Annotated in this window: 16 protein-coding genes; 7 read left to right on the forward strand and 9 right to left on the reverse strand. The window is 36.9% G+C overall.

Translation table 11 applies throughout. The features are described 5' to 3' along the window. Positions 1-69 precede the first annotated feature (69 nt). Positions 70-459: a winged helix-turn-helix transcriptional regulator gene (locus HNP36_RS17645; protein WP_184166185.1), complete on the forward strand. Its 390-nt coding sequence runs from the start codon at positions 70-72 to the stop codon at positions 457-459. Between the two features lie 25 nt (positions 460-484). Here the strand turns inward: HNP36_RS17645 and HNP36_RS17650 are convergent, their stop codons facing one another. Beyond that, positions 485-1,309 carry an alpha/beta hydrolase gene (locus tag HNP36_RS17650; RefSeq protein WP_184166182.1) on the reverse strand — a complete coding sequence of 275 codons (825 nt, stop codon included), beginning with the start codon at positions 1,307-1,309 and terminating at the stop codon, positions 485-487. An 86-nt stretch (positions 1,310-1,395) separates the two neighbouring features. On the opposite strand from HNP36_RS17650, the gene HNP36_RS17655 reads away from it, so the two are divergent. Then, positions 1,396-1,773, forward strand: coding sequence for a winged helix-turn-helix transcriptional regulator (locus HNP36_RS17655; protein ID WP_184166179.1), 378 nt, complete (start codon positions 1,396-1,398; stop codon positions 1,771-1,773). Positions 1,774-1,802: 29 nt separating this feature from the next. Here the strand turns inward: HNP36_RS17655 and HNP36_RS17660 are convergent, their stop codons facing one another. The 6 genes from HNP36_RS17660 to HNP36_RS17685 all read right to left on the reverse strand — a co-directional run bounded on the left by HNP36_RS17660 (position 1,803) and on the right by HNP36_RS17685 (position 6,849). Continuing rightward, the gene (locus HNP36_RS17660) at positions 1,803-2,237 is read right to left on the reverse strand and encodes a DUF1801 domain-containing protein (RefSeq protein WP_184166176.1); all 435 of its coding nucleotides are present in this window, start codon (positions 2,235-2,237) and stop codon (positions 1,803-1,805) included. 37 nt (positions 2,238-2,274) lie between these two features. Beyond that, positions 2,275-2,910 carry a DKNYY domain-containing protein gene (locus tag HNP36_RS17665; protein WP_184166174.1) on the reverse strand — a complete coding sequence of 212 codons (636 nt, stop codon included), beginning with the start codon at positions 2,908-2,910 and terminating at the stop codon, positions 2,275-2,277. Between the two features lie 33 nt (positions 2,911-2,943). Then, entirely contained in the window at positions 2,944-3,456 is a 513-nt protein-coding gene (locus HNP36_RS17670) for a hypothetical protein (RefSeq protein WP_184166171.1), read from the reverse strand. 34 nt (positions 3,457-3,490) lie between these two features. Further along, positions 3,491-4,027 (reverse strand): hypothetical protein, encoded by a 537-nt coding sequence (locus HNP36_RS17675; protein ID WP_184166167.1) that lies wholly within the window; start codon positions 4,025-4,027, stop codon positions 3,491-3,493. A 188-nt stretch (positions 4,028-4,215) separates the two neighbouring features. Then, positions 4,216-4,542 (reverse strand): hypothetical protein, encoded by a 327-nt coding sequence (locus tag HNP36_RS17680; RefSeq protein WP_184166164.1) that lies wholly within the window; start codon positions 4,540-4,542, stop codon positions 4,216-4,218. 258 nt (positions 4,543-4,800) lie between these two features. Further along, positions 4,801-6,849 carry a M3 family metallopeptidase gene (locus HNP36_RS17685; protein WP_184166161.1) on the reverse strand — a complete coding sequence of 683 codons (2,049 nt, stop codon included), beginning with the start codon at positions 6,847-6,849 and terminating at the stop codon, positions 4,801-4,803. 263 nt (positions 6,850-7,112) lie between these two features. On the opposite strand from HNP36_RS17685, the gene HNP36_RS17690 reads away from it, so the two are divergent. Continuing rightward, positions 7,113-7,643 carry an SRPBCC family protein gene (locus HNP36_RS17690; protein WP_184166158.1) on the forward strand — a complete coding sequence of 177 codons (531 nt, stop codon included), beginning with the start codon at positions 7,113-7,115 and terminating at the stop codon, positions 7,641-7,643. 102 nt (positions 7,644-7,745) lie between these two features. Here HNP36_RS17690 and HNP36_RS17695 read toward each other — a convergent pair whose 3' ends face one another. Continuing rightward, entirely contained in the window at positions 7,746-9,044 is a 1,299-nt protein-coding gene (locus HNP36_RS17695; RefSeq protein WP_184166155.1) for a M24 family metallopeptidase, read from the reverse strand. A gap of 75 nt (positions 9,045-9,119) precedes the next feature. Between HNP36_RS17695 and HNP36_RS17700 the strand changes: the two genes are divergently transcribed. The 3 genes from HNP36_RS17700 (at position 9,120) to HNP36_RS17710 (ending at position 10,896) form a co-directional block, all read left to right on the forward strand. Continuing rightward, positions 9,120-9,569, forward strand: coding sequence for a hypothetical protein (locus tag HNP36_RS17700; protein WP_184166152.1), 450 nt, complete (start codon positions 9,120-9,122; stop codon positions 9,567-9,569). Positions 9,570-9,703: 134 nt separating this feature from the next. After that, a complete protein-coding gene (locus HNP36_RS17705) occupies positions 9,704-10,342 on the forward strand; it encodes a DoxX family membrane protein (protein ID WP_184166149.1) in 639 nt (212 codons plus the stop codon). A 41-nt stretch (positions 10,343-10,383) separates the two neighbouring features. Next, positions 10,384-10,896 (forward strand): nitroreductase, encoded by a 513-nt coding sequence (locus HNP36_RS17710; RefSeq protein ID WP_184166147.1) that lies wholly within the window; start codon positions 10,384-10,386, stop codon positions 10,894-10,896. Positions 10,897-10,918: 22 nt separating this feature from the next. Here HNP36_RS17710 and HNP36_RS17715 read toward each other — a convergent pair whose 3' ends face one another. Next, the gene (locus HNP36_RS17715) at positions 10,919-11,395 is read right to left on the reverse strand and encodes an AAA family ATPase (protein WP_184166145.1); all 477 of its coding nucleotides are present in this window, start codon (positions 11,393-11,395) and stop codon (positions 10,919-10,921) included. 200 nt (positions 11,396-11,595) lie between these two features. On the opposite strand from HNP36_RS17715, the gene HNP36_RS17720 reads away from it, so the two are divergent. Continuing rightward, the gene (locus tag HNP36_RS17720) at positions 11,596-12,159 is read left to right on the forward strand and encodes a 30S ribosomal protein S16 (RefSeq protein WP_184166143.1); all 564 of its coding nucleotides are present in this window, start codon (positions 11,596-11,598) and stop codon (positions 12,157-12,159) included. Positions 12,160-12,161 lie beyond the last annotated feature (2 nt).

Below are 12,161 nucleotides of genomic sequence, written 5' to 3' on the forward strand. Positions count from 1 at the left end.
TTACAAAAGTATTTTTAGTACTTTAAACCTGCAATAACTATCTAAACGGATAGGCTAAATACAATTGAAATGAAAACAGAATGTATTGGTGATAAGGTAAAACTGAAAGGAAAGACCTACCCATGTACGGTAAGCCTTACGATGGATCTGGTAGGCGGAAAATGGAAAACCGTAATACTTTACCATCTGAAAAACGAGGCTAAAAGATATAGTGAACTTCGTAAAGAACTGGCAACAGTTACGGAAATGACTTTGAGTTTACAGTTGAAACAGCTGGAAAAAGACGGTTTGGTGTCAAGAAAAGTTTTTGGCAAAAAACCGCCTGTTAAAGTTGTGTACAGCCTGACTGAACTTGGAAAAACCTTTGTTCCTGTGTTGGAAGCCATTACAGAATGGGGCAATCAGGTTGTTCTTGAAAATGGGGAGTTTATAAATAGGCCGGAAAAAGAAATTAATTAAATTTTATAGTGGTAAATCAGGGCTTTTATTTTTTCAGATGCTGTTGGAAATAGATAAAATGATGCCCAATAGATTTGCTCCAGTATTCCGTATTATGATCGCCCGGCTGGCTGATGAAGGTTGCGGGGATTTTCATGCTGTCAGTCTGATGTTTGAGATTTACAGAATTTGAATATAGAATATCCTCCGTTCCGCAGTCAAAAATAAATGCTTTCTTAAAATCCGGATGTTGTTTCAATAGTGTTGAGATACTGTATTGGTTCCAGTTTACGGTTTTTGAATTGCCGATATTTATTGTCATATCGTTTATCAGCCTGTTTGTCTGCCAAAATTGTTGGCTTACTTTCTGAAAACCGGAATAATCAATTTCCAGAGCTCCGCTTGTGGAACCTGCTGTATTAAAGTAATCTGAATGTAAAATGAAATACCGCAAAGCTCCGTAACCGCCCATACTTAAACCGCTGATGAAAATATTTTTGTCATCAATATGGAAAGAACGGTGCACTTTCGGTACTAATTCTTTAAAGAAAAAATCTTCATACCGCGAATTTTTATTCACCGGGCTGTTGATGTAGAAAGATGTAAACCCGTCTGGTGTAACGATGATAAAACCATATTGGTCAGCCAGCTTTTGCAGGTCCGTTGTTTGTGACCATTGCCCGTAATCCTCGCTATATCCGTGAAAAAGATAAACCAAAGGGTATTTTTCTGTTTCCTTATATGCTTTCGGTTTAAAAACCAGAACGGTATCAGGTTGTGCCAGGTATCCTGATTTCATAATCCATTTTTCCTGTGCTTTTGATGAAACTGTCGCCAATAATCCAATCATGATCAATAATATTTTGTTCATATTTCGTATTTTTATTACAAAATTCAGCAAGCAGTTTGTTGTGTGCAATAACGAACAAAATTGTGAGCCGTTAAAAACAATTGATTATGCGTAAAGAAAATTCCACCAATGCAATAAATGAAAAATTTTTGTTTCAGGTTTGTGAGCTGAACTCGGCGATTGCAATGATCGGAGGCCGCTGGAAGTCGCAGATTGTTTATTCTGTTTCACAGGGAAACAACCGCTTTCACCTGCTGAAAAAAGAGTTGCCGAATATTTCTGAACAGGTCCTGAGCCGGCAGCTTAAAGAACTGGAAATCCATGCGGTAATTGTCAGAAAAGAAATTCCCGGAACTGTTCCTGCGGGGATTAAATATGTTTTGACTAATAAAGGGCAGGACTTGGTTCCTATTCTGGAAAGCCTTTGCGATTGGGTAAAAACTTATGCTGAAGGTAAAGAAATCTCCGTTTGTCCGATGTCATAATATTTAAGAACGATTCAGCTTTAAAAGGATCAATTATCTTTTTCATCCTGTTCAAACCCGTCCCGTATGGCGGCTTTGAGTATTTCGATGTTTATGTCTTTCAGAGCCTTGAACTTAATGCAGTATCCGGTCACGCTTGCTTTTCCGATTTCCTGTCCATATGTTTTAGCTAAGTAAGTTTTATCGCTGATGGTGAGAATATAGATGGAGATTCCTGTTGTATTGGCACTCATACCGATTTGATAAAATTCCTGGGTTTTTCCACCTGCATACTGCATGGTTTGAAGCCCATATCCGATATTAGGATTGGAAACCGTTTTGTTTTCATCGTTTTTGCCATCAAGGAACCATAATTTGCAGGCTGGCTTTATTTCCAGAATAATCCGGTGAAGTTCCTGCATATCGCTACATTTGGGTTCGGGCTGGCTGGTGATGTATTCGGTGATTTGTTTTTGGATGGTCATGTGGATTCTATTGCTTTTGTAAAGGAATTCAGGAGGATTAATTTACCAATTCAAATTTATATTTTCTTTGGTTACATTCCATCTCAAAAATCTGTCCTTTGCTGTTAAGTTTAAAGTTTGTTTTATTGGGAACAAAGTCATCAATTATTTCTGTTCCGTCATAAAAATAATTTTTGTCAGCTCCATATTTATATTGTCCCGGCAGAATTTTGAATGTTTTATTGTCTGCTTTATCAAGTTTTGAAATCTGCATTCCTCCGCTTACAGGTCTGTAATAATAAATATAATTTTTGTCTTTTGCGTACCATCCGTCAAGTGGCTCAAATGTTAAGGGGTCTACATCCTGTGAAAAAGAGCCATTGAAGTATTCTATTTCTTTTAAATGCCCATTAATTTCTCTCTGAGCTTCAGTTTTTTCGTATAAATGCCCTGTTTTGCTTTTATAAAATTGATTTTTAATGTGGACAAGCTTAATACTGTCTTTCGATTCAAATTCTGCTGAGCAGTTGCAACTGTCGGAATGTTTGGCCAAAAAAATGTCATTTGCAGCAAATTGAGATTTTCCTGTTTTTATAGATTTATTGTGTAAGGTGTTCTTTTCATTGGTCTGGTTACAGCTTTTCAGAAAGAAAGAAGTGGCTGAAAAAAAAAGTAATTTACTTACTAATTTCATTTTTTGTTGGATAAACATAGTCGAGTTTGTGTTTTAATTTACTTCTTTTATAAGTAAAATTTTATTCTTCAGATACAGGCACCCTCCATTATTGGTTCCAAAAATGAGATCAGGATGAATACTTTTCAGGCTGTCAGACTGCTCTAGTTCGGAAAGAGTTTCCTTATCAAGCCAACTGAATGTAAAATGATGCTTTTGGTAATTTGAAACCGGAAGGCTTGCATTTTGATCGGTTTCCCGTATTTTTTCCATTGTTTTGTCATCAAAATATAGCAAAGCTTCCAGAAAAGAATCGGAAGGGCCGGGAACTCTTCCTCCTGAATTATCAATAAATGTATATTTAAATTTAACTTTTTCAGGCCTGAATTCTGATAGATTAATCAGTTTTTCAAGCTGATTGATGTCCGTTGAAATTTCAGTGGTAATATTCTTCTTCTTTTCAGTTTTAACCTTTGGTTCATTTTCAAAATTAACATCATTTTTATTCTTTTCTTTACAGGAAGAGAAGATTAAAATAATTAAACAAAAAATCAGATTCCGGTTCATTGGTGGGAATTTGTTTGTATTACAGATAACGGTTTTATCTGCGTTTATTTATATTGATGACTCTTTCTATTCTCGGGCGGTTGTACCGCTGAAGAAAAACAGGATATATATTCAGTAAAATATTTGAAGTCAACAGCCATAAGGATTTAATAATTCCAAACTTAACTGCTGCAAAAATGTTAAATCCCAGAACGATAATCATGATAATCAGATGCCCCAGTTCATCCTGTTTTGTCCGGTAATAAAGATTCGCTAAAGCTGCTGCATTTTTTTTTACGGGTTTGGATTTTTTGTTCAGCTTTTCCCAGCCCACAGCAACTAATAGTTTTCGGTAAACATTAATTCCAAGCGATTCGTATATTTTTCCCTTCTTTTCCCAGGCTTTTTCCTGGAAGTAGGGCGAATTCAGCTTGCTTTTCATTGTTTCTGTAAAAGTAAGTGTACATGCCATCAGCATAAAGTTCAGGGCCAGGGCAAAAGAAAAGCCGTCCATCCTGATATAATGGACCAGAGCATAAACCAGCCCAATCGTAATGATTGAAATCAGGGTTAGAGTTAAGAGTTTTTTCATGGAGTTTTTTTATTCAGATTCTATAATGTTTCCAATAGTCCGGAATCTCCATACTTTTTAACAGGTAACATCATAAAAACTGATTCCAAATTTAATGGAAAATGCTTAATAATCTCTCCTGAAATAATGTGTTTTACAATTTTTCTTTATTTTTTCTAAGATATATTTCACTTTTAGCGGTAAATATTTTATTTGACAATGCTGTATGTATAATCCTTTAATAGGTATCTGTGGCTTGCTTCTTCAAGATCGGTTCCTTTGGGTTCAGGTATGCCCTGTTGAAGTACCGGATCATTTTCATTGGGGATAAAAACAGGGAGATCATTTTTCTCTATGATAGTTCCTGTCACTTTCACGGTTTTCAGATTATTGTCATTTACGTAATATCCTTCCGGCCAGCTATCCATTCCGTCCATCCAGATATTTTCTCCATTATCTGTAATCAGTATCGCACCGAGTTTCATATTTACGGTTTGCCCGGTAACGGTTATATTTTTCCCGATATATTTTTTCAAATCTTTATTTTGCAGATTTTCTTTTCCTGTTCTCTTTATATCTGAACAAGCATAAACGCAAAATATGCAGAGAATTAAAATTTTTTTTACCGTTAATATCTTTTTCATTATTGATGTGTGTTGAGCTAATTTATGTATTCTTATGGAAATATAAGTTAAAATTCATACAACATCTGGTATTCTTGCAACTTGCCTTCACTGAAACGAAAAAAGAACAGCTATTGACTGTTCTTTCTATATTTATCACAATTATATTTATTATCCAAATGCCCTTTTCAGTAAGCTTTCCACTTTCGGTTCGCTTCCTCTGAAACTTTTATACAGCTCCATTGGGTCCTTTGTTCCGCCGGAAGAAAGAAGCACTTTGTATTTCTCTGCGGTTTCATGATTGAAAATTCCTGTTTCCTTAAAATACTGGAATGCATCCGCATCCAGAACTTCTGCCCATTTATAAGAATAGTAGCCGGCAGAATATCCGCCCTGGAAAATATGGGAGAAACTTGGACTCATAGCTGTTTCAGGATTTACGGGATAAAGTGTTGTTGCCTTTGTATATTTATCCTCAAAAGCCTTTACACTTTCAGTTTCCAGTTCTTTTACCTTTGTATGGTAATTCATATCCAGAAGCCCGAAACCAAGCTGTCTCATGGTCTGGTAACCTTCCATGAAATTTTTAGACTGTTCAATTTTCTCGATTTTTTCGTCCGGAAGTACTTCTCCGGTTTTATAATGTCTGGCAAATGTTTTCAGGAATTCCGGCTCGTAACAGAAGTTTTCCAGGAATTGAGAAGGAAGTTCCACGAAATCCCATTTTACAGAAGTTCCGGAAAGGTTTGGATATTGTGTATCTGCCAGCATTCCGTGAAGTGCATGCCCGAATTCATGGAACAAAGTTGTTACTTCCTGGAATGTCAGTAAGCTCGGTGTATCTTTCGTTGGTTTGCTGAAATTACAGACAATAGAGATGTGCGGACGGGAATTTTCACCGTCTTTTTTATACTGACTTTTGTAGCAGGTCATCCATGCACCGGCTCTTTTCCCTTTTCTCGGGAAATAGTCTACATAAAGCAATGCCTTGAAATCCCTTGCTGTGTGGCCGCTGGTAGAAACTGCACTCAGCTCTTTTACTTCATATATTTTTACATCATTATGGTATTTGGGAAGGTCATTTCTTTCCTCAAAAGTAAGTCCGAAGAGTTTTTCAGCCAGTCCAAAAACCGCATCCTGTACCTGATCTAACGGAAAATACGGCTTCAGTTCCTCATCATTAAAATCATATTTCTGTTTTCTTAATTTTTCTGCGTAGAAAGCGTGATCGTATCCCTGAAGTTCATCTATTCCGTCAGCTTTGGCTAAAGATCTCAGCTCATCTGTTTCTTTATCTGCGTAGGGTTTTGCTTTCGTTAAAAGTTCATTTAAAAAATCAAAGACTTTCACCGGAGATTTTGCCATTCTTTCTTCCAGAACATAATCTGCATAATTCTGGTAACCTAATAATTCCGCTTTCTGCTGTTTTAATTGAAGGAGTTCTTTAATAAGTTCCTGATTGTCGAATTCTCCGCCATTAAAAGATTTTTTGCCGTTGGCAAGGGCAATTTCTTTTCTCAGTTCACGGTTTTCAGCATATGTCATGAAAGGAATGTAGCTTGGATACTGTAACGTAACTACCCAGCCTTCCAGTTCTCTTTCTTTGGCTTCTTCGGCATATTGTTCAAGGATAGCTTCGGGGATTCCGGCCAGATCTGCTTTATTTGTAATATGCTTAAAATAAGCATTGGTAGACGCTAAAACATTCTGCCCGAACTGAAGTGATTTCAAAGAGAGATCCATATTGATCTTCTGTAACTTTTCCTTGCCTTCTTTATCAAGCAGGGCACCACTTCTTACAAAGCCTTTATAGGTTTCATTCAGCAGCATTTCCTGTTCTTCATTCAGCGTATATTTTTCCTTCTCGTCATATACTTTTTTAATCTTGCTGAAAAGGGCTTCATTTTGAGAGATTTTTGAAGAATATTCTGTTAAAAGCGGGGAAACTTCCTGTGCGATTTTTTGAATTTCATCACTTGTTTCTGCAGAGTTCAGATTGAAAAAAATACTTGAAACCACTTCAAGCTGCTCCCCCGAATAAGCCAATGCCTCAATAACATTTTCAAAAGTGGGAGAGGCGGGATTGTTTACAATAGTATTGATTTCATCTTCAGATTTTGTAATTAAATCCTTGAATGCAGGAAGAAAATCTTCATTTTTAATACCGTCAAAAGGGGCTGCGTGATATGGTGTATTGAATTTCTCTGTTAAAATATTCATTTTTCTATTTTTATGTATGGTAAATTTAATAATTCATCGGGAATCAGAGCTGAAATACACAAAAATAATGCCCGGATACCAAGATGTGACAAAAATGCTTTATCTTTAATAATCTTGTCATATGAAAAGAAGCAATGTAAGTGGAATGACTAATTTTGAAAACAATAAAACCACAATACATTAGTCCGGTAAAGCTGTAATTTTCATGTTAAATGAATTTTTGTGGTTGAAAAAATAGAAAATAAACTCAAAATATCAAAACTATGAAAACACTCTTAAAAATTCTTGGCGTAATTATCCTTCTGGCGGTAGTATATGTAATTATTGCAATGCTGGCATTCAGTAAAGATTATCATTTTGAAAAATCTGTGGTGATTAATGCTCCAAAAGAAAAAGTATGGCAGCATGTAGGCTCACTGAAAGAGTATAATGTCTGGGACCCGTTTTCCAAAGCGGACAAAGATATTGTAATTACCTATTCCGGAACTGGTGACAAAGTGGGAGACTCCTATCACTGGAAAGGAAATGACAAAGTAGGAGAGGGCGAACAGTCTGTTACTGAAATTGTACCCAATGAAAAACTGATTACCAAGCTTCATTTTATCAAACCTTTTGAAGGTGATGCTAAAGCAAACCTTATTTTAACTCCTGAAGGGAACGGAACCAAAGTTACCTGGTCAATAGATAACGAGCTGAACACCATGATGAAGATCATGAAACCTATGATGGATAGTAATATGAATACGATGTTTGAGCAGGGACTCGGAGATCTTAAAAAAATTGCTGAAAAATAAAAGAATAAGCCTTGCGGAACGCAAGGCTTATTCTTTTAAAATGAGTTTTTGTACTAAATCAATAAGCTTCATCAGCTATATTGGCTTTCTTTTTTTTGGTGTTTAGTATTCTGTTTTGGCTATACAGTTTGTAAGATTTTCGTTGCCATCATTCTTAATCAGGATATTATCTTCTATACGGACTCCGCCGATATCGTACCACTTTTTGAGCTCCGTCCAGTTGATATCATCATAAAATTTCTTCTGCTGATAAGCACTTTCGAGAATGGCAGGCATAAAATAGCAGCCTGGTTCTACGGTAATTAAATGGTTTTCTTCCAGTTCCAGATCAACCCTTAACCGAGCTCCGAAATATGTTTTCGGATTTAGGTTTTCTTCCTGCCCTGTATCACGGACTCTCAGGCCTACTAGATGCCCTACTCCGTGAGAATAGAAAAGGGAGACAATTTCTTTTTCGATCAGGTCGCTGAGGTTTCCTTTTAAAATGCCAAGCTGCAGAAGACCTTCTGTAATCACTTTAGCCGAATGGATATGGACATCTCTCCAGAAAACTCCGGCTTTTGACATAGCTACACATTCATGATAAGCTTTCAATACAATAGAATAGAGATCTTTATGTTGTGAAGACATTTCTCCGGAAGAATAAAATGTTCTGGTAACATCTACACAGTAATCAAAAATATCTGCTCCGGCATCTACCAATACAAATTCATTTTCTTTGATTATTTTTTGAGAAGGCAATGCATGCAGAATCGCTGAATTGCTCCCGCTTCCCACAATAGTTTCGTAAGGAACCGTATGGGCTCCGTTTCTGAAAATTTCCGATTCATAAGCGATCTGGAGTTCCCTTTCCGTCATTCCCGGCTGCAGGACAGAAGTTATTTTCTGATATCCTGAATTGGCGATTTCTGCAATATGCCGGATAAAACTAACCTCAGAAGCATCTTTTTTCCTCCTTGTTTTATCCAATAAAGTTTTCAGTTCAAAAGCTTCAGGTGAAGCATCTTTTGCCTGTCCTAAATGGAAGATCCGTGAAAAACGATGGTTTTCCAGAAAATTTTCCAGACTGTTGATATTTTTCCCCTGTGATGAAATCAGAATGTCATTCTTTTCTCCTTCCCAGAAAATCTCTTCATTGGAAATCTCTTTGTGAAACTCAATCCATCCAAGGTCTTTACTGTATAATAAAATCTCTGTTTCGCGTCTTCTTAAAGTCAGCCAGAAATAGGCAGGATGGGGTAAAAAAGGATAAGTAGAATCGAGCCCTCCGGGTTTCTGGATAGGTTCTCCTGAGTGGATCAGTACGGCTTCGTTTGTTTTCAATACTGTATCCCATTGGGAACTCATCTGCTGTTTCCTTGTTTTGATCTGCTCTTCTGAAAAATATTTATTGTGAATCATTGATCTGTTTTATGTGAAACGAAAATATTAATTATTATTTTAAAAAATTATTATCTTTATGTAAAGATTAGATTCATGGAGAAGATCGTATTTGAGAAAAGTGATATAAGGGATTATGTGAAAACCGTGATTTCTGAAAAAATAGAAAAGCTTAAAAAATTTATAGAGTTTACTTTAGAAGCAAGCCGTGATATTAAAAAGACCCCTAAATATGACAGTATGAGAGAGGAGATGCAGGAGGAAATTTACCAGATGCAGCGCCAGCTGGGTGCCTTGAACGATCTTAAAAGAAACATGTCAAAGGTGCTGAATACTTCTACAGAAAAAGTGCAGCTTGGTTCTCTGGTGATTACCAACAAAGCACGTTTTTATATCTCGGTTTCTCTGGGAGAATTCTTTTATGAAGGTGACAGGTTTTATGCCATTTCCCCGGAAAGCCCTATGGCCAAAAAAATGATGGGAATGAGATCCGGCGATGCTTTTACATTGAATAATATCCATCAGAAAATTGTGGAAGTGATTTGATTTTGAAGCTTAGAGTTAAGAGCCAAGAACCAAGATTTCATGCAAGGAAGCCTTTTAGTGATATTTCTCCCAACTGATTTGCAAGCTAATAATCTTCAAACGTTCAAACACGACCACTCGAAAACTAACCAACTATGACATTTCAAAAGCTTCGTACCAACAGATGGAATCATTGGATCATCATTCATGTAAGATATTTGGTGGGATTCGCATTTTTTCCTTCCGGTCTCACAAAATTGGCAGGGAACAGATTTACTTCAATTTCAACGGATACTCCTATCGGGTACTTTTTTGAAGCCATGTACCGGACAGGATTTTACTGGAATTTCCTTGGACTTTGCCAGATCACAGCTGGAATTTTATTGATGACACAGCGCTACGCACTCTTAGGTGCCCTTATGTTCCTTGCGATATTGAGTAATATCTGGATTATTACCATCAGTCTTTCCTTTACCGGAACCTGGGTAATCACTTCCCTGATGATGGTCGCTGTTATCACATTACTGGTCTGGGATTATTATAAACTGGCACCCATTTTTAGTTATAACCGTTCAATGACCATACCCTCTTATCCTGACCCGGATCGAATGTGGATCAATGCAGGTATTATTTATACAGCTTGTCTTATGGGACTGTCTTTGCCCGGACCTGTGCATAAAGATTGGGGACAATGGATTTCAAGAATATTGGTTTTAGCGGTATTTCTTACATTTCTGGTTTCTAACTACAAAATGTATAAAAAGCGTAGTCTGTTGTTAAAAAATCAGGTATAGATTAATGTAATGCATTCAATTACATATTGTAAATTTGCAGTATGAATAATGCAGAAATTTTAAAACAAATCATAGAGCAGAGAAGAAGCATCTTTCCAAAAGATTATTCTGAAAATGAAATACCTCAGGAAATAATAGACGAGATTATACACTCGGCAACATTGGCTCCGAATCATAAGCGTACAAAACCTTGGCGTTTCAAGACTTTCAAAGGAGAAGAAAAAGCAAAATTAGCTTCAGAAATGCAGGCTATTTACAAAGCGACACAATCTGAACAGACTTTTTTAGAGAAAAAATACCAGGATATTGGTTTTAAAATCAATAAAGCCAATGCCGTAGTTTCCATTGTGGTTAATTTCAGCGGCATGGTTCCGGAATGGGAAGAGATCGCAGCCGTTTCCATGGCAGTTCAGAATATGTATCTTACCTGTACAGCCAATAATATAGGATGCTACTGGAGTTCTCCGGCTATTGTAAATCATCTTAAAGAATCTTTAACCATTGAGGAAAACCAGAAATGCCTGGGGCTTTTCTATATGGGTTCAATACATTAAAAATATTCAAGATTTTTTTATTTTACCGGGGTGATGCCAATTGTTCAAGCGAGGCTGCTATTTCTTCAACCGTCATCACTTCAGTATTAAATTCAAAATCGGCACCTTCCTGTAACAAAGGCTGGATGTTTTCAAAGTTCCAGATAATTTCGTCGCGCTCATGGGGTAATTGCCCATATGGATTGGAAGTTCGAGTGGAAACCCTTTCAAGAATGGTTTCAATTGAGGAGGAAAGTAACAGGATATGATCAAAAAAAGGATAGAGATTCACCTGATTGGAACAGCACCCGGCTATAAAAACAGGTGAAATAAGCGGTTTTGAAACTGATTTTTTTATTTTTTCTTCCTTTAATAGCCATTCCGGGGTATCACCTGATAAGGAAAGTTCCTTCCAGTCTCCATAATCGGTGTCAATGGCTGTAAAGCCCTTTTCGCTGAGATGTTGAATAACGGATGACTTTCCTGTTCCCGACATTCCTGTAATGTAAATGCTTTTCATTCCAATCAGTTTTTGGGCTAAAGATAAAGCATAATTTCCAGCCGGAATTATTAAAACAGCAGTTTCCGGACAGTTTCACGGATATGCTTTTTTAGCATTTTACAATAATTACATTTTTGCATTGATAGATTGGATTTTTTGTTTATCTTTGCACTCTTAAATATTTAACTGGGACGAGTTCCCATAAAATTCACAACATTATGTCAGTAAAAATCAGATTACAAAGACACGGTAAAAAAGGTAAGCCTTTCTTCCACATCGTGGTTGCAGATTCTAGAGCTAGAAGAGATGGTAGATTCATCGAGAAACTAGGAACTTACAACCCAATTACTAACCCTGCAACTATCGATTTGAACGTTGATTCTGCTGTAAAGTGGTTAAACAACGGTGCTCAGCCAACTGATACTGCAAGAGCGATCCTTTCTTATAAAGGTGCCCTTTACAAAAAACACTTACAAGGTGGTGTTGCTAAAGGAGCTTTTGATGAGGCTGAAGCTGAGAAAAGATTCAATGCTTGGTTAGAAGCAAAAGAACAAAAAGTACAAGGTAAAGTTGAAGGTTTATCTAAAGCTGGAGCTGACGCTAAGAAAGCTGCTTTAGAAGCTGAAGCTAAAGTAAACGAAGCTAGAATCGCTGCTGCTGCACAAGCTGAGGCTGATGCTAAAGCTGCTGAAGAAGCTGCTAATGCACCTGCTGAAGAAGTTGCTGAAGCTACAGAAGGAGAAGCTCCTGCTGCTGAAACTGAAGAAAACACTGAAGCTTAAGA

The organism is Chryseobacterium shigense (assembly GCF_014207845.1).
GTDB classification, from domain to species: domain Bacteria; phylum Bacteroidota; class Bacteroidia; order Flavobacteriales; family Weeksellaceae; genus Chryseobacterium; species Chryseobacterium shigense_A.

Coding starts and splice junctions, on each gene's coding strand:
- HNP36_RS17645 (WP_184166185.1), top strand. CDS start 70: ATGAAAACAGAATGTATTGGTGATAAGGTAAAACTGAAAGGAAAGACC.
- HNP36_RS17650 (WP_184166182.1), bottom strand. CDS start 1,309: ATGAACAAAATATTATTGATCATGATTGGATTATTGGCGACAGTTTCA.
- HNP36_RS17655 (WP_184166179.1), top strand. CDS start 1,396: ATGCGTAAAGAAAATTCCACCAATGCAATAAATGAAAAATTTTTGTTT.
- HNP36_RS17660 (WP_184166176.1), bottom strand. CDS start 2,237: ATGACCATCCAAAAACAAATCACCGAATACATCACCAGCCAGCCCGAA.
- HNP36_RS17665 (WP_184166174.1), bottom strand. CDS start 2,910: ATGAAATTAGTAAGTAAATTACTTTTTTTTTCAGCCACTTCTTTCTTT.
- HNP36_RS17670 (WP_184166171.1), bottom strand. CDS start 3,456: ATGAACCGGAATCTGATTTTTTGTTTAATTATTTTAATCTTCTCTTCC.
- HNP36_RS17675 (WP_184166167.1), bottom strand. CDS start 4,027: ATGAAAAAACTCTTAACTCTAACCCTGATTTCAATCATTACGATTGGG.
- HNP36_RS17685 (WP_184166161.1), bottom strand. CDS start 6,849: ATGAATATTTTAACAGAGAAATTCAATACACCATATCACGCAGCCCCT.
- HNP36_RS17690 (WP_184166158.1), top strand. CDS start 7,113: ATGAAAACACTCTTAAAAATTCTTGGCGTAATTATCCTTCTGGCGGTA.
- HNP36_RS17695 (WP_184166155.1), bottom strand. CDS start 9,044: ATGATTCACAATAAATATTTTTCAGAAGAGCAGATCAAAACAAGGAAA.
- HNP36_RS17700 (WP_184166152.1), top strand. CDS start 9,120: ATGGAGAAGATCGTATTTGAGAAAAGTGATATAAGGGATTATGTGAAA.
- HNP36_RS17705 (WP_184166149.1), top strand. CDS start 9,704: ATGACATTTCAAAAGCTTCGTACCAACAGATGGAATCATTGGATCATC.
- HNP36_RS17710 (WP_184166147.1), top strand. CDS start 10,384: ATGAATAATGCAGAAATTTTAAAACAAATCATAGAGCAGAGAAGAAGC.
- HNP36_RS17715 (WP_184166145.1), bottom strand. CDS start 11,395: ATGAAAAGCATTTACATTACAGGAATGTCGGGAACAGGAAAGTCATCC.
- HNP36_RS17720 (WP_184166143.1), top strand. CDS start 11,596: ATGTCAGTAAAAATCAGATTACAAAGACACGGTAAAAAAGGTAAGCCT.